The sequence below is a fragment of the Cupriavidus sp. FW305-46 genome, from assembly GCF_058787075.1.
Genome location: NZ_JBYSZI010000024.1, coordinates 1 through 15,205, shown reverse-complemented (window position 1 = coordinate 15,205; position 15,205 = coordinate 1). Strand labels below are relative to the sequence as shown.

At 65.2% G+C, this 15,205-nt stretch carries 14 protein-coding genes; 4 read left to right on the top strand and 10 right to left on the bottom strand.

The window, feature by feature from the left end; translation table 11 throughout:
- Positions 1 to 29: 29 nt before the first annotated feature.
- From pnp to AC3WON_RS13760, 3 genes are all read right to left on the bottom strand, one after another.
- A complete protein-coding gene (pnp, locus tag AC3WON_RS13770; RefSeq protein ID WP_492320920.1) occupies positions 30 to 2,201 on the bottom strand; it encodes a polyribonucleotide nucleotidyltransferase in 2,172 nt (723 codons plus the stop codon).
- A gap of 451 nt (positions 2,202 to 2,652) precedes the next feature.
- Positions 2,653 to 2,922, bottom strand: coding sequence for a 30S ribosomal protein S15 (gene rpsO, locus AC3WON_RS13765; protein WP_010809136.1), 270 nt, complete (start codon positions 2,920 to 2,922; stop codon positions 2,653 to 2,655).
- A gap of 173 nt (positions 2,923 to 3,095) precedes the next feature.
- Entirely contained in the window at positions 3,096 to 4,352 is a 1,257-nt protein-coding gene (locus AC3WON_RS13760; protein ID WP_492320921.1) for a branched-chain amino acid ABC transporter substrate-binding protein, read from the bottom strand.
- Between the two features lie 202 nt (positions 4,353 to 4,554).
- Here AC3WON_RS13760 and AC3WON_RS13755 point away from each other — a divergent pair, with 202 nt between their 5' ends.
- Entirely contained in the window at positions 4,555 to 5,082 is a 528-nt protein-coding gene (locus AC3WON_RS13755) for a hypothetical protein (RefSeq protein WP_492320922.1), read from the top strand.
- Positions 5,083 to 5,180: 98 nt separating this feature from the next.
- Here the strand turns inward: AC3WON_RS13755 and AC3WON_RS13750 are convergent, their stop codons facing one another.
- From AC3WON_RS13750 to AC3WON_RS13720, 7 genes are all read right to left on the bottom strand, one after another.
- Positions 5,181 to 6,722 (bottom strand): 2-isopropylmalate synthase, encoded by a 1,542-nt coding sequence (locus tag AC3WON_RS13750; protein ID WP_010809139.1) that lies wholly within the window; start codon positions 6,720 to 6,722, stop codon positions 5,181 to 5,183.
- A 335-nt stretch (positions 6,723 to 7,057) separates the two neighbouring features.
- The gene (gene lysM, locus AC3WON_RS13745) at positions 7,058 to 7,561 is read right to left on the bottom strand and encodes a peptidoglycan-binding protein LysM (protein ID WP_010809140.1); all 504 of its coding nucleotides are present in this window, start codon (positions 7,559 to 7,561) and stop codon (positions 7,058 to 7,060) included.
- Positions 7,562 to 7,685: 124 nt separating this feature from the next.
- Complete coding sequence (gene pssA / locus AC3WON_RS13740; RefSeq protein ID WP_492320924.1) at positions 7,686 to 8,585, bottom strand: CDP-diacylglycerol--serine O-phosphatidyltransferase; 900 nt, start codon at positions 8,583 to 8,585, stop codon at positions 7,686 to 7,688.
- A gap of 25 nt (positions 8,586 to 8,610) precedes the next feature.
- Complete coding sequence (locus AC3WON_RS13735) at positions 8,611 to 9,261, bottom strand: phosphatidylserine decarboxylase (RefSeq protein WP_492320925.1); 651 nt, start codon at positions 9,259 to 9,261, stop codon at positions 8,611 to 8,613.
- 246 nt (positions 9,262 to 9,507) lie between these two features.
- Entirely contained in the window at positions 9,508 to 10,524 is a 1,017-nt protein-coding gene (gene ilvC / locus AC3WON_RS13730) for a ketol-acid reductoisomerase (protein ID WP_010809143.1), read from the bottom strand.
- Positions 10,525 to 10,647: 123 nt separating this feature from the next.
- Positions 10,648 to 11,139, bottom strand: coding sequence for an acetolactate synthase small subunit (gene ilvN, locus AC3WON_RS13725; protein ID WP_010809144.1), 492 nt, complete (start codon positions 11,137 to 11,139; stop codon positions 10,648 to 10,650).
- Positions 11,139 to 12,902, bottom strand: a complete 1,764-nt coding sequence (locus tag AC3WON_RS13720; protein ID WP_041687231.1) for an acetolactate synthase 3 catalytic subunit — start codon at positions 12,900 to 12,902, stop codon at positions 11,139 to 11,141. The genes ilvN and AC3WON_RS13720 overlap by 1 nt, the downstream gene beginning before the upstream one ends.
- A 378-nt stretch (positions 12,903 to 13,280) precedes the next feature.
- On the opposite strand from AC3WON_RS13720, the gene AC3WON_RS13715 reads away from it, so the two are divergent.
- Genes AC3WON_RS13715 through AC3WON_RS13705 form a run of 3 tightly spaced genes read left to right on the top strand, consistent with a single transcriptional unit; the run spans position 13,281 to position 15,056 of the window.
- Positions 13,281 to 13,847, top strand: a complete 567-nt coding sequence (locus AC3WON_RS13715) for an RNA polymerase sigma factor (protein ID WP_492320927.1) — start codon at positions 13,281 to 13,283, stop codon at positions 13,845 to 13,847.
- Positions 13,844 to 14,275: a DUF3619 family protein gene (locus tag AC3WON_RS13710; RefSeq protein WP_492320928.1), complete on the top strand. Its 432-nt coding sequence runs from the start codon at positions 13,844 to 13,846 to the stop codon at positions 14,273 to 14,275. Before AC3WON_RS13715 ends, AC3WON_RS13710 begins: the two co-directional genes overlap by 4 nt.
- Position 14,276: 1 nt before the next feature.
- Positions 14,277 to 15,056, top strand: coding sequence for a DUF3106 domain-containing protein (locus tag AC3WON_RS13705; RefSeq protein WP_492320929.1), 780 nt, complete (start codon positions 14,277 to 14,279; stop codon positions 15,054 to 15,056).
- Positions 15,057 to 15,205 lie beyond the last annotated feature (149 nt).

Below are 15,205 nucleotides of genomic sequence, written 5' to 3'. Positions count from 1 at the left end.
CACCTGCGGGCAATCCTGCCCCGCTGGCTTTACTGCTGTTCCGAGCCTTCGGCCGGAGCCGCCGGCGCGGCGGCTTCGCCGGCGTTGATCGGGCTGATGCTGCCGCCCTCTTCGGCCAGCGCGGCCTTCAGCGACAGGCGCAGGCGGCCCTTCTCGTCAGCCTGGATCAGCTTGACGCGGACTTGCTGGCCTTCCTTCAGCCAGTCCTTGATGTCCTTGACACGCTCGTTGACGATTTCCGAGATGTGCAGCAGGCCATCCTTGCCCGGCAGGATGTTGACGATGGCGCCGAAGTCCAGCAGCTTCAGCACGGTGCCGGCGTAGATCTTGCCCACTTCGGCTTCCGCGGTGATGCCCTCGATGCGGCGCTTGGCTTCGGCCATGCCGTCGGTCGAGGTCGACGCGATCGTGATCGTGCCGTCTTCCTGGATGTCGATGGTGGTGCCGGTTTCCTTGGTCAGCGCCTGGATGGTCGAGCCGCCCTTGCCGATCACTTCGCGGATCTTGTCCGGATGGATCTTCATGGTGATCATGCGCGGAGCGTGCGCCGACAGTTCGGTGCGGGCGTGGCCCATCGCTTCCTGCATCTTGTGCAGGATGTGCAGGCGGCCTTCACGGGCCTGCGCCAGCGCGACCTGCATGATCTCCTTGGTGATGCCCTGGACCTTGATGTCCATCTGCAGCGCGGTGATGCCGTTGTCGGTACCCGCCACCTTGAAGTCCATGTCGCCCAGGTGATCTTCATCGCCCAGGATGTCGGTCAGCACGGCAAACTTGTTGCCTTCCAGGATCAGGCCCATGGCCACGCCGGCCACGTGCGCCTTGACCGGAACGCCGGCGTCCATCAGCGCCAGGCAGCCGCCGCAGACCGAAGCCATCGACGACGAGCCGTTGGATTCGGTGATTTCCGAAACCAGGCGGATGGTGTAGGCGAATTCATCGTCCTTCGGCAGCACCGGGATCAGCGCGCGCTTGGCCAGGCGGCCGTGGCCGATTTCACGGCGCTTCGGGCTGCCCACGCGGCCGGTTTCACCGGTGGCGAACGGGGGCATGTTGTAGTGGAGCATGAAGCGGTCGCGGTATTCGCCGGCCAGTGCGTCGATGATCTGCTCGTCGCTCTTGGTGCCGAGCGTGGCCACCACCAGCGCCTGCGTTTCACCACGGGTGAACAGCGCCGAGCCGTGCGCGCGCGGCAGCACCGACGAGCGGATCTCGATCGGGCGCACCGTGCGGGTGTCGCGCCCGTCGATACGCGGCTCGCCGGCCAGCACCTGGCCGCGCACGATCTTGGCTTCCAGGTCGAACATGATGTTGCCGACTTCCACCTTGTCGGCTTCCACGCCGGCGGCTGCCAGCGCGGCCGCCACGTTGGCGTTTACTTCCTTCAGCTTCTGGCTGCGGGCCGACTTCTGGCGCAACTGGTAGGCTTCCTGCAGCAGCGGCAGTGCAACTTCGGTGACCTTGGCGATCAGCGGCTCGTTCTTGGCGGCCGGGGCCCAGTCCCACTCGGGCTTGCCGCCTTCGCGCACCAGCTCATGGATGGCGTTGATCGCGATCTGCATTTGCTCATGGCCATAGACCACGGCGCCCAGCATGACGTCTTCCGACAGCTGGTTGGCTTCCGATTCCACCATCAGCACGGCGCGCTCGGTACCGGCGACCACCAGGTCCAGGTCCGAGGTGGCGAGCTGCGAGCGGGTCGGGTTGAGCAGGTACTGGCCATCCTTGTAGCCCACGCGCGCGGCGCCAACCGGGCCGTTGAACGGGATGCCCGACACGGCCAGCGCGGCCGACGCGCCGATCAGCGCGGGAATGTCAGCGGGCACTTCCGGGTTCAGCGACACCACGTGGATCACCACCTGGACGTCATTGTAGAAGCCTTCCGGGAACAGCGGGCGCAGCGGACGGTCGATCAGGCGCGAGGTCAGGGTCTCGTTTTCCGACGGACGGCCTTCACGCTTGAAGAAGCCGCCGGGGATCTTGCCGGCTGCGTAGGTCTTCTCGATGTAGTCGACGGTCAGCGGGAAGAAGTCCTGGCCCGGCTTCGGGCTCTTGGCGGCGACCACGGTCGCCAGCACCACGGTGTCTTCCACATCGACCAGCACGGCACCGCCGGCCTGGCGGGCGATTTCGCCGGTTTCCATGCGGACCGTGTGCTGGCCCCACTGGAATTCCTTGACGATCTTGTTGAACATGGACATGTGCATTCCTTGGCTTGCGTGCAGGCCGCGCAATCACGCAATAACACGCGCACGGCCTGCGACGCCTGCGTTCTCAGCCGCAGGCAAACTGCCGGGTCGCCGGTCGCAGTCGCAGGGAAGTGCTATGCCATTCCAGCGCGGCACCGGCGTTGCCGATGCCGTGCTGGAATGACACAAAGCCCTGTTTCTTTGGCCGGTCCGGGGTATTGAAAACAGAAAAAAGAACAACTTACTCCGTTGCGCAGCTTGCTGCAACGGGCGCCCGGTGAATCAGAATGTCCGCCGGGCGGCGTGAAGCGAAAATCACTCCATCATCTGCCTGCATCGCTGGACAAGGCGGATTCACCCCGCCAGAAATGCAAAATGCCTGCCCCAGCATTGCTGAAGCAGGCATCGAGGCCTCACGCGAAACCGTGCAAACCCTGGAATCGCGCTGCCATCGGGCGCAATCTTACTTGCGCAGGCCCAGCTTTTCGATCAGGGCGCGGTAACGGTCGGCGTCGTTGGACTTGAGGTAGTCCAGCAGGCGGCGACGGCGGCTCACCATGCGCAGCAGACCGCGGCGGCTGTGGTGATCCTTCATGTTGGCCTTGAAGTGCGGGGTCAGTTCGTTGATGCGGGTGGTCAGCAGGGCCACTTGCACTTCGGGGCTGCCAGTGTCGTTGGCGCCACGTGCGAACTGCTTGATGACTTCGGACTTGTTGATATCGGCAACTGCCATGATGATTTCCTTTCACTTGCGAACGCTACAGCGCGGGATGCGCCGCATGCGTCGTGCCATGTTTTGACTGGCTACCGCCGCCACCGGGCCAACGGCCAGGCAACGACAGCCGCCGATTATAGCCGAAAAGCCGCGGCAGGAATACCGGGCGGCCCGCGCAGGCGCGCTGGCGCTCAGGGGCGCTCCATCCGGCACGTGGTCGGCAGCGTGGTCTGCGCGGCCTTGAGCTTGCGCACGGTACGGAAGCCATAACCCGAGCCCTCGTTGTCGAAGCGCACTGCCCCGCCCTGGCGCTCCATCACGGACACGTACAGCGGCTGCAGCACCTGGTGGTCGTCGGCGCGCACGGTGGCCTCGTGGAACTGGTTGACGTAGCGCATGTTCTCGAGCGCGCGCGCCACCTTGACCGCATCGGTGGAACCGGCCTGCTCGATCGCGCGCGCCAGCATTTCCACCATCATCTGCATGCGCAGGTGCACGTAGTCGTCCTTCGGCTCCGGATAGCGCGCGCGGAACTGCTGGTAGAACGCGTCCGACGCCGCCCCGCCCACGTTCGGGTGCCACTCGGCCACCGCCAGCACGCGGCCCACGCCGGCATCGCCCATCGCCGCGGGCGCGCCCAGGCCATTGCCGTAGAAGGTGTAGAACTTGGCCTGCAGGCCGCCTTCGCGCGCGGCCTTGACCATCAGCGTCAGGTCGTTGCCCCAGTTGCCGGTGATGACCGCGTCCGCCCCGCTCGCCTTGATCTTGGCGATATAGGGCGCAAAGTCCTTGATCTTGCCGATCGGGTGGAACTCGTCGCCCACGATCTGGATGTCCGGCCGGCGCGCCGCCAGCATCTCGCGCGCCGAGCGCGACACCTGGTGGCCGAAGCTGTAGTCCTGGTCGATCAGGTAGACGCGGCGCACGGCCTGGTCCTGGCGGATCACCTCGGTCAGCGCCTGCATGCGCATATCGGCGCTGGCGTCGAAACGGAAGTGCCAGAAGCTGCAGTTCTCGTTGGTCAGGCTGGGATCGACCGCCGAGTAATTCAGGAACAGCGCGCGCGCGTCGGGCTGGCGCGCATTGTGGCGGTTGATGGCCGACACCAGCGCGCCGGCCACGGCCGAGCTGTTGCCCTGCAGGACAAAGGGAATGCGCTTGTCGGTCAGGGCCCGCAACTGGATCAGGCTCTCGTCGACATTGCCCTTGCTGTCAAAGGTGACCAGCTCCATGGGCCGCGCACCCTCTGCGGTCTTCACGCCGCCGCGCGCATTGATGCGCTCGATCGCCAGGCGCAGGTTGCGCGTCACGGCTTCGCCTGCGTTGGCAAACGGGCCGGACAACCCGTCGATCATGCCCAGCCGGATCGGCTCTTGAGCTGACGCGCCCGCCGCGGCCGCCAGCAACAACCCGCCCAGCCATCCACGCCACCGTCCCGCAACCTTCATGTTCTCTCCCGGAAAGCGCAGGATAGTACGGCAGCGACCGGTTGCGGGCAAATGCCACCGGGCCCGATCATTGGTGCCGTTTCCGCGAGGAAAGCGCCAGGTTGCGCGAAGATCCACCGAAAAGCAGCGCCCGGCGCACACAAGCGCGGAGGCCGCACTACACTTGCGGTATTCACCATCCACGCATTGACCGAGGTTCGCCATGAATTCTGTCATCGCCAACGGCGCGCGCCGGCTCTTGCTGGCGCTGGGCGCCGCCATGCTGTCTGCCTGCACCACGCTGATGCCGGTACCGGAAGGCACCAAGCTGGTGGGCCAGCCGCAGGCCGCAGTACAGGCCGCGTTCGGGCCGCCCACCGATGTGTTCCAGCTGCGCGACGGTACCTCGCGCTGGATCTACACCAAGCAGCCGCTAGGCCAGTACGCCTATGGCGCCGACTTCGACCGCAACGGCAACCTGACCCGCTTCAGCAATGTGCTGTCCACGCTGGAACTGTACAAGGCGCAGGTCGGCACCTGGACCAGGCAGGATGTGGCCGAGCATTTCGGCATGACGCGCCTGCCGGTCGAGTACTACCCACTGATGCGGCGCGAGGTCTGGTCCTACCGCTTCCGCCATGAAGACGTGTGGCCGTCGCTGTACCACTTCTATTTCGACGACGCCGGCATCCTGCGCCAGACCCAGATCACGCCCGACCCGATGTACGACCCCGACGAGCGCCGCCGCTGAGCCATGAAAAAAGCCCGCCATCCCCGGGTCGGGAATGGCGGGCCTGGTCCGGACGCTCAGGCCGGGGAAGCCTTCCGCCGTCTACGCAGGGGCCTCGGTCAGATCTGCGGATTGATCTTTTGCACAGCCTTGTCGTGCAGCTTGTTCAGCGCGGCCAGGTAGGCTTTGGCCGAGGCGGCGACGATATCCGGGTCGGTGCCCACGCCGTTGACGATGCGGCCGGCCTTGGACAGGCGCACGGTGACTTCGCCCTGGGCCTCGGTGCCGCCGGTGATGGCATTCACCGAATAGAGCACCATCTCTGCGCCGCTGGACACGCGTGATTCAATCGCATGCAGGGTGGCGTCGACCGGGCCGTTGCCCTCGCCCTCGCCGCTCTGCTCCTGGCCGTCCATGCTGAACACCACGCGCGCATGCGGGCGCTCACCGGTCTCGGAGCGCTGCGACAGCGAGATAAAGCGGAAGTGCTCGTTGGCATCGTGCTGGGCCTCGTTCGAGACGATGGCGACGATGTCCTCGTCGAAGATCTCGGCCTTCTGGTCGGCCAATTCCTTGAAGCGGGTGAAGGCGGCGTTGACTTCGGTCTCGCTCTCGAGCTCGATGCCCAGTTCCTGCAGGCGCTGCTTGAAGGCGTTGCGGCCCGACAGCTTGCCCAGCACGATCTTGTTGGCGCTCCAGCCCACATCCTCCGCGCGCATGATCTCGTAGGTGTCGCGCGCCTTGAGCACGCCATCCTGGTGGATGCCCGAGGCATGCGCGAAGGCATTGGCGCCCACCACGGCCTTGTTCGGCTGCACCACGAAACCGGTGATCTGCGACACCAGCTTCGAGGCCGGCACGATCTGCGTGGTATCCACGCCGATATCGAGGTCGAAATAGTCGCGGCGGGTCTTCACCGCCATCACCACTTCTTCCAGGCTGGTGTTGCCGGCGCGCTCGCCCAGGCCGTTGATGGTGCATTCGATCTGGCGCGCGCCGGCCATCTTGACGGCGGCCAGCGAGTTGGCCACGGCCATGCCCAGGTCGTTGTGGCAGTGCACCGACCAGATCGCCTTGTCCGAGTTGGGAATGCGCTCGCGCACCGAGCGGATCAGCTCGGCGTAGCCTTCCGGCACGGCATAGCCCACGGTATCCGGCAGGTTGATGGTGGTCGCCCCCTCGGCGATCACGCCTTCCAGCACGCGGCACAGGAAGTCCATGTCCGAGCGGCTGCCGTCTTCCGGCGAGAACTCGATATCGTCGGTGAACTGGCGCGCAAAGCGCACCGCCAGGCGGGCCTGCTGGTACACCTCGTCCGGCGTCATGCGCAGCTTCTTCTCCATGTGCAGCGCGGAGGTGGCGATGAAGGTGTGGATGCGGAACGAGTTGGCCGGCTTGAGCGCCTCGGCGGCGCGGGCAATGTCCTTGTCGTTGGCTCGGGCCAGCGAGCAGATGGTCGAGTCCTTGACCACCTGCGCGATCGAGCGGATGGCCTCGAAGTCGCCGTTGGAGCTCGCCGCGAAACCGGCCTCGATCACATCGACCTTCAGGCGTTCCAGCTGGCGTGCGATGCGGATCTTTTCCTCGCGGGTCATCGAGGCGCCGGGCGACTGCTCGCCGTCACGCAAGGTGGTGTCGAAAATGATGAGTTTGTCAGACATTTTGTGGAGCTCCTGATTGCTTGTCGTGTGCTGTCCCCGGCATGCTGCGTCCGGGGCCTACCGCCTGTTCCGCGCTCCACGGCTGTGGAATGCAAAACGCCCCGGCGTGCATGGAGCAGGCCGGGGCGTTGGAAAAATTCCTTGCGGATGTCGCGCTAAGGGGTAAGTCCGTCCTTAGCGCGCGCGCGTCCCGACCTGATGGCCTAGTAGGCCACCTAGGGTGGTGCGGGCGATTAGGACTTGGCGCGAAATCATGCCAGCGACTATAGCCGAGTTCGCGCGCCCGTGCAATACAGGGTTTAGCCCATATTGCCCGGACGCGCCAGCGGCACGGATCAGCCCTTGGGCGGAATGCGCAGCTTCTGGCCCGGGTAGATCTTGTCCGGGTGGCTCAGCATCGGCTTGTTGGCCTCGAAGATCTTGTTGTACTCGGCACCGTTGCCGTAAGCAGCCTGGGAGATCGCCCACAGCGTGTCGCCCTTGACCACGGTATGCCAGCTCGATTCCGCGGATTCGACGTTGACCGACATCTTGTCCTCGACCTTGTCCACGCCCTCGACGTTGCCGGCGCACAGGATGATCTTCTCGCGCGTGGCCTGGTCCGGTGCCACGCCGAACACCGTGACCAGCCCCTGCGAGCCGTCCACCTGCACCATCAGCCCGGTGGCATCCAGGCCCATCTTCCTGATGTAGCCCTCGATCGCATCGCCCGCGGCGCGATTGGCGGCATCGACCTTCTCCGCCGACGCATCCGCCGCGGCGGCCTCTTGCGCGGCCTTGGCCTCGCCCGTGCCGAACAGCTTTTCTCCCGCTTCCTTGATGAAGTCGAACATGCCCATGACATCCTCCTGACGGTGAGTGGAAAACACTGCAGAGTGCCACGCCTCGATGGCCGCGGCATGAAAACAATTGTGAACCCGGAAATGCATGAAGGGCGCCTGAGCGCCCTTCTGCCTGAAGCGTCTATGAAGCCTTGGCGCCGTTCTCGCGCTGCTTCTTCTCGATGGCCGGCTTGCCGTGCATCGCCCGCCAGGCCCATAGCACATAGCCCGAGATCGCATAGGCCACGAACAGGCCGAACAGCGCCACCGGCGGATCGGTGGACACCACCACGAACAGCACCAGGACCAGCACCATCATGCCGAACGGCACGCGGTAGCGAACGTCAAGCGCCTTGCCGCTGTAGAACGGCGCGTTGGACACCATCGACAGGCCGGCGTACAGCGTGATGCCGAACGCCACCCACGGCATCCACAGCTCCTTGACCGGCAGCTTGTTGTCGATCACCAGCCAGACGAAGCCCGCGACCAGCGCGGCGGCGGCCGGGCTGGGCAGGCCTTGGAAGAAGCGCTTGTCTACCACGCCGATGTTGGCGTTGAAGCGCGCCAGGCGCAGCGCCGCGCAGGTGCAGTAGACAAAGGCTGCGATCCACCCCCACTTGCCCAGGTCATGCAGGATCCACTCATACATCACCAGCGCCGGCGCAACCCCGAAAGAGGTCATGTCCGACAGCGAGTCATACTGCTCGCCAAACGCACTCTGCGTATTGGTGATGCGCGCCACGCGCCCGTCCATGCCGTCCAGCACCATCGCCGCGAAGATGGCAATGGCCGCCGCATCGAAGCGCATGTTCATGGCCTGGACGATGGCGAAGAAACCCGCGAACAGCGCCGCGGTGGTGAACGCGTTGGGCAGCAGGTAGATGCCGCGCCGGCGCGGACGCTGGTAGACGATGTCGTGGTCGTCGGCGGTTTCGTCGTCGAAGTCATCGTCGGCGCCGCGCAGCTGGTTATGGCGGAACGGCCGCAGGTGGGTCACGTTGCCGCTGCTGCTGCGCTTGTTACGTCGATGGAAGGCAACCATCACAGTCCTCCGGTCAGGCTGTCGCTCACTTCACGTCGAGTTCGGCGAGGATGGTCGACGAGGCCGATACCTTCTCGCCGATGGTCACGCGCGGGCGCGCATCGAGCGGCAGGTAGACGTCCACGCGCGAGCCGAAGCGGATAAAGCCGTAGCGCTGGCCGCGCGCGAGGTTGTCGCCCACCTTGGTGTAGCACAGGATGCGGCGGGCCACCAGGCCGGCCACCTGCACCAGCGTCACCAGCTGGCCGTCCGCAGCGCGCCGGATCAGCACGGCATTGCGCTCGTTCTCGACCGAGGCCTTGTCCATGTCGGCGTTGACGAACTTGCCGGGGAAATATTCGACCTTCTCGACCGCGCCGTCGACCGAGACCCGGTTCGAGTGCACGTTGAAGACGTTCATGAAGACGCTGATCTTCAGCGCCTCGCGGCCGGCGTACGGGTCCTGGGTCTTTTCGACCACGACGATGCGGCCGTCCGCTGGGGCCAGCACGGCGTTGGGTTGCGACGGGATCGGGCGCGGCGGATCGCGGAAGAACTGGAGCACGAATACCGTGATGATCCACAACGGCAACGCCCACCAGAAGCCCGCGCTGGCGTGCACCAGCAGCGAGATGACAAAGGCGCCGGCCAGGAACGGCCAGCCTTCACGGGCGATCAGCGGATGAGGATAGTTCATGCAGTACAGGTGTCGGTGGATACAAGACCATGGCAAGGCGGCGCGGCGGCGGCGATAGCCACCATCGGGCGGCGCCCCCGTGGTCGCGGAGCAGGATAATGCACGCCTTGCCCAAAGTCTGACAAGCATAACAAAAAGCCGTTCAGGTCCCGCGACTCCCCTCTGATAATAGAAGGGCGTGGCACGGAACGCTGAACGGCTTCGGCCCGCCGCCGTGCGGCGCGGGCCATCAGACAGCGATGCAGCTTAGTTCTTCGACTGGTCGACCATCTTGTTCTTGGCGATCCACGGCATCATCGCGCGCAGCTTGGCACCCACTTCCTCGATCTGGTGCTCGGCCGTCAGGCGGCGGCGCGAGATCAGCGTCGGGGCGCCGGCCTTGTTCTCCAGCAGGAAGCTCTTGGCGTACTCGCCGGTCTGGATGTCGGTCAGGCACTGCTTCATCGCCTTCTTGGTCTCTTCGGTCACCACGCGCGGGCCAGTGACGTACTCACCATATTCCGCGTTGTTGGAGATCGAGTAGTTCATGTTGGCGATGCCGCCTTCGTAGATCAGGTCGACGATCAGCTTCAGTTCGTGCAGGCACTCGAAGTAGGCCATTTCCGGCGCGTAGCCGGCTTCCACCAGGGTTTCGAAGCCAGCCTTGATCAGCTCGACGGTACCGCCGCACAGCACGGCCTGCTCGCCGAACAGGTCGGTTTCGGTTTCTTCGCGGAAGTTGGTCTCGATGATGCCGGCACGGCCGCCGCCGTTGGCGGTGGCGTACGACAGCGCGATGTCACGGGCGGCGCCGGACTTGTTCTGGTGCACGGCGATCAGGTGCGGCACGCCGCCACCTTGCGTGTACGTGGCGCGCACGGTGTGGCCCGGGGCCTTCGGCGCGATCATGATCACGTCCAGGTCGGCGCGCGGGATCACGGCACCGTAGTGCACGTTGAAGCCGTGGGCGAAGGCCAGCGCCGCGCCTTCCTTGATGTTGTCGTGCACTTCGTTCTTGTACACGTCGGCGATCTGCTCGTCCGGCAGCAGGATCATGACCACGTCGGCACCCTTGACGGCCTCGGCCACTTCCTTCACTTGCAGGCCGGCGTTGGCAGCCTTGTTCCACGACGCGCCGCTCTTGCGCAGGCCGACCGTCACATTGACGCCCGAATCCTTCAGGTTCAGCGCGTGGGCATGGCCCTGCGAGCCATAGCCGATGATGGTGACGTTCTTGCCCTTGATCAGGGAGAGGTCGGCGTCCTTGTCGTAAAACACTTTCATGATGATTCCTTCAATCTCTGTCTTTTGTATGAGGGGGGCGGCATCCTCGGACGCATCGTGTGCGTCCGGATCGCGCCGCCCCGGGGATGCTGCGTGAAGCCGTATGGGTGAGCCGGGGCCCGGTCAGACCTTCAGGATGCGCTCGCCGCGGCCGATGCCCGAGCCGCCGGTACGGACGGTCTCGAGGATGGCGGTGCGGTCGATGGCGTCCAGGAACGCATCGAGCTTGACGCCGTTGCCGGTCAGCTCGATGGTGTAGGTCTTCTCGGTGACATCGATGATGCGGCCGCGGAAGATGTCGGCGGTGCGCTTCATTTCCTCGCGCTCCTTGCCCACCGCGCGCACCTTGACGAGCATCAGCTCGCGTTCGATGTGCGCGCCTTCGGTCAGGTCGACCACCTTGACCACTTCCACCAGGCGGTTCAGGTGCTTGGTGATCTGCTCGATCACATCATCCGAGCCGGAGGTGACAATGGTCATGCGCGACAGCGAGGCATCCTCGGTGGGTGCCACGGTCAGCGTCTCGATGTTATAGCCGCGGGCCGAGAATAGGCCCACCACGCGCGACAGCGCGCCCGGTTCGTTTTCCAGCAGGACCGAAATGATGTGACGCATTACAGGTCCTCCGCGCCGAGCAGCATTTCGGAAATGCCCTTGCCCGCCTGGACCATCGGCCAGACGTTTTCGGTGGGATCGGTCTGGAAGTCCAGGAACACGGTACGGTCCTTCAGGCGGAACGCCTCGCGCAGCGCCGGCTCGACGTCCGACGTCTTCTCGACGCGCATGCCGACGTGCCCGTAGGCCTCGGCCAGCTTGACGAAATCGGGCAGCGCGTCCATGTAGGAGTGCGAGTAGCGATTGTCGTACTCGATTTCCTGCCACTGGCGCACCATGCCCAGGTAGCCATTGTTGAGCGAGCAGATCTTCACCGGGGTGTCGTACTGCAGGCAGGTCGACAGTTCCTGGATGCACATCTGGATCGAGCCTTCACCGGTGATGGTGACGACTTCCTTCTCCGGGAACGCCTTCTTGATGCCCATCGCGTACGGCAGGCCCACGCCCATCGTGCCCAGGCCGCCGGAATTGATCCAGCGGCGCGGCTCGTCGAACTTGTAGAACTGCGCGGCCCACATCTGGTGCTGGCCGACGTCGGAGCAGATGAAGGCATCGCCCTTGGTCAGTTCCCAGATCTTTTCCACCACGTACTGCGGCTTGATGATCTCGGAGCTGCGGTCGTACTTCAGGCAGTCCACCGAACGCCATTGCTCGATCTGCTCCCACCATTTGGCGAGCGCTTCGCGCTTGGGCTTGATGTCGCTGGCCTTGATCTGGGCGATCAGTTCCTGCAGCACGTCCTTGACGTTGCCGACGATGGGGATGTCGACCTTGACGCGCTTGGAGATCGACGACGGATCGATGTCGATATGGATGATCTTGCGCGCCTGCGAGGTGAAGTGCGCCGGGTTGCCGATCACGCGGTCGTCGAAGCGGGCACCGATGGCGATCAGCACGTCGCAGTTCTGCATGGCCATGTTGGCTTCATACGTGCCGTGCATGCCGAGCATGCCGACGAACTGCTTGCTGGTGCCGGGGAACGCGCCCAGGCCCATCAGCGTGTTGGTCACCGGGTGGCCGGTCAGCGCCGCCAGCTGGCGCAGCTCGTCGCTGGCATTGGCCAGCACCACGCCGCCGCCGGTGTAGATATACGGACGCTCGGCACCTTGGAGCAGGGCCACGGCCTTGCGGATCTGGCCCGAGTGGCCCTTGTTCACCGGGTTGTACGAGCGCATGTCGATCGACTTGGGGTACTCGTACTTGCAGGCATTGCGCGAGACATCCTTGGGGATGTCCACTACCACCGGGCCCGGACGGCCGGTCGCGGCAATGAAGAACGCCTTCTTGATGGTCGCGGCGAGGTCGCGCACGTCCTTCACCAGGAAGTTGTGCTTGACGATCGGGCGGGTAATGCCGACGGTGTCGCACTCCTGGAAGGCGTCCTGGCCAATGGCGTGGGTCGGCACGTTGCCGGTGATCACCACCATCGGGATCGAGTCGAGGTACGCGGTGGCAATGCCGGTGACGGCATTGGTCACGCCGGGACCGGAGGTCACCAGTGCCACGCCCACCTTGCCGGTTGCCCGTGCATAGCCGTCTGCGGCATGGACCGCGGCCTGCTCGTGGCGCACCAGGATGTGCTCGAACTTGGTTTGCTTGTGGAGCTCGTCGTAGATATACAGCACTGCGCCGCCGGGGTAGCCCCAGACGTACTCGACGCCTTCTTCGGCAAGTGCGTGAACGAGAATTTCCGCCCCGATCATTTCGGGTGCGGCAGATGAATTGCTGTCTGCGTGGGAGAATTCCGCGCTGGGCATGTTCATTTCAGTCCTTTGCAATTTTCGGCAAAAAATTGTTTGGATGCTCTCTGCCGGGCTTGTGGCTCGGGTTCAAGCGGTGCGCGTCTGCATGGAAGACCGCCTCATAAGCGGCCGGATGAGACAACCACTGATGTCGTGTGAACCGACGATGATACTGCAATGCACCAGCGCGGTCTACGGTTGTTTTTGCCCTGCGCATGAGGGATTTTCCCGAGTGCGGCGGATCTTTTGCGCGCCGCAATGTATTTGCAGCAATACAAAGTGGTACAGGGGGTCGTTTTTTTGCTAGCATCGCAGCACCTCGAATGTGCCACGGGCCGTACGCAGCACATTCACCAGAACCGGGCATTTGTCCCGCAGCAACGAGCCGCAACCGCCTGAATGGCCACCGACCAGGAACTGTCCGATTTTCTTGCCAGCGTCGAGCGCCGCGCCTTCAAGCAGGCCGTATTTGCGGTCCGCGACGACGACGCCGCGCTGGACATTGTCCAGGACGCCATGATCAAGCTGGCCGAGAAGTACGGAGACAAAGACGCCGCCGAGCTGGCGCCGCTGTTCCAGCGCATCCTGCAGAACACCATCCACGACTGGTTCCGCCGCCAGAAGGTGCGCAACACCTGGGTCTCGCTGTTTTCCAGCCTGCGCGACGACCGCGAAGGCGACGACAATGACCTGCTTGAGACGCTGGAGGCACAGGCTGGCTCTGCATCGGCCGAAAGCAGCGCCGACAAGGTCGAGCGCGCCCAGGTCATGCACATCATCGAGCAGGAAATCCAGCGCCTGCCGACGCGTCAACGCGAGGCATTCCTGATGCGTTACTGGGAAGATATGGACGTCGCCGAAACCGCCGCCGTAATGGGGTGCTCCGAAGGCAGCGTCAAGACGCACTGTTCCCGTGCCACGCATACACTTGCGCAGGCCCTGCGCGCACGGGGGGTCCGACTATGAGCAGAAACGAAAAAGAAATCCGCGAACGCCGGTTTGCCCAAGAGATTCGGGCGGCACTCGATGCCGGCACCGACGACCTGCCGGCCGACATCACCGAACGGCTCGCCGCTGCGCGCCGGATGGCGGTCGCCCGCAAGAAGGCCGCGGCACCCGTGCTGGTCCCGCAACTGGCCATGCCCGGCGCGCACGTCCCGCTGTTTGATGAAGACAGCTCCCCGCTGCACCGCGCCGGCGCCTGGCTGCGCCGCCTTGGCCTGATCTGGACGCTGGTGGCGCTGGCCGCCGGCCTGATCGGCATCTATCACTGGCAGGAGCAGAAGCGCATCGAGGAACTGGCCGATATCGACGCCGCCATGCTGCTCGACGATCTGCCGCCCACGGCCTACGCCGACGAGGGCTTCCACGTATTCCTGAAGCGCGGGCAATAGCATGGCGCGCGCAATATTCCACCCCGACGCCTTGCGCCGCCGGCTGGCCGCGCTGCTGGCCGGTGCCGGCGCAGCCGCCTGCTGGGGCCTGCTGCCGCCCGCGGCGCATGCCCAGGGGGCTTCGGCGGTGACAGCGCCTGCGGCCGCGCAGGCAACCAATGCCCGGCCGGCCTGGGCCGATCTGAGCCCGGTCAACCAGCGCATCCTGGCCCCGCTGCAGCCGCTGTGGGACAGCCTGCCGGAACTGAACCGCCACAAATGGCTGCGCATCGCCGAGCGCTACCCCAAGTTCTCCCCGGCCGAGCAGGCCCGGCTGCAGGCTCGCATGGCGGAATGGGTCAAGATGACCCCGCAGCAACGCCGGCTGGCGCGCGAGAACTACCAGATCACCCGCTCGCTGCCGGCCGAGAAAAAGGCCGAGGCCTGGGACAAGTACCAGCAGCTGCCTGAAGAGCAGAAAAAGAAGCTGGCCGCCACCGACCATGTGCCGCGCCGCCCCGGCGCTGTCAGCGCGCTGCCCAGCGGCAAGCGCCTGCCCAGCGACACCAGCCGCCAGTTCCACCGCGAGCCGAAAGCGGCCAGCGCCGCAGCGGGTCGCAGTGGCCACGCTGCCGGCATGCCCGCCAGCGAAGCCCAGGCGCAACCGGCCTCCGCGCCCGCGGCCGTGACCGCCGCCGCGGCGCCGGCTGCTTCGGCACCGGCAGCGCTCGCCGCACCGGCATCCGCAGCCGAGGCCGCCACCGAAGCGGCCGCGGCTTCCGACGCCACCGTGCGCCAGTAATCCCCACGTCATTTGGCATAATGGCCGTCTCACGCCGGCCAGCGCAGCAAGGCCGGCCCCGACTGACCCGCGCCGGCACCGCCATGCCCCCGTGCGCCAGCCCAGCCTTCTTCGCCTTCCATGCCCGCTGCCACCCTCGATCCCAACCC

Excerpts from the sequence above, each read along its gene's own strand:
- pnp (WP_492320920.1), bottom strand. The coding sequence starts at position 2,201 with ATGTCCATGTTCAACAAGATCGTCAAGGAATTCCAGTGGGGCCAGCAC.
- rpsO (WP_010809136.1), bottom strand. The coding sequence starts at position 2,922 with ATGGCAGTTGCCGATATCAACAAGTCCGAAGTCATCAAGCAGTTCGCA.
- AC3WON_RS13760 (WP_492320921.1), bottom strand. The coding sequence starts at position 4,352 with ATGAAGGTTGCGGGACGGTGGCGTGGATGGCTGGGCGGGTTGTTGCTG.
- AC3WON_RS13755 (WP_492320922.1), top strand. The coding sequence starts at position 4,555 with ATGAATTCTGTCATCGCCAACGGCGCGCGCCGGCTCTTGCTGGCGCTG.
- AC3WON_RS13750 (WP_010809139.1), bottom strand. The coding sequence starts at position 6,722 with ATGTCTGACAAACTCATCATTTTCGACACCACCTTGCGTGACGGCGAG.
- lysM (WP_010809140.1), bottom strand. The coding sequence starts at position 7,561 with ATGGGCATGTTCGACTTCATCAAGGAAGCGGGAGAAAAGCTGTTCGGC.
- pssA (WP_492320924.1), bottom strand. The coding sequence starts at position 8,585 with ATGGTTGCCTTCCATCGACGTAACAAGCGCAGCAGCAGCGGCAACGTG.
- AC3WON_RS13735 (WP_492320925.1), bottom strand. The coding sequence starts at position 9,261 with ATGAACTATCCTCATCCGCTGATCGCCCGTGAAGGCTGGCCGTTCCTG.
- ilvC (WP_010809143.1), bottom strand. The coding sequence starts at position 10,524 with ATGAAAGTGTTTTACGACAAGGACGCCGACCTCTCCCTGATCAAGGGC.
- ilvN (WP_010809144.1), bottom strand. The coding sequence starts at position 11,139 with ATGCGTCACATCATTTCGGTCCTGCTGGAAAACGAACCGGGCGCGCTG.
- AC3WON_RS13720 (WP_041687231.1), bottom strand. The coding sequence starts at position 12,902 with ATGAACATGCCCAGCGCGGAATTCTCCCACGCAGACAGCAATTCATCT.
- AC3WON_RS13715 (WP_492320927.1), top strand. The coding sequence starts at position 13,281 with ATGGCCACCGACCAGGAACTGTCCGATTTTCTTGCCAGCGTCGAGCGC.
- AC3WON_RS13710 (WP_492320928.1), top strand. The coding sequence starts at position 13,844 with ATGAGCAGAAACGAAAAAGAAATCCGCGAACGCCGGTTTGCCCAAGAG.
- AC3WON_RS13705 (WP_492320929.1), top strand. The coding sequence starts at position 14,277 with ATGGCGCGCGCAATATTCCACCCCGACGCCTTGCGCCGCCGGCTGGCC.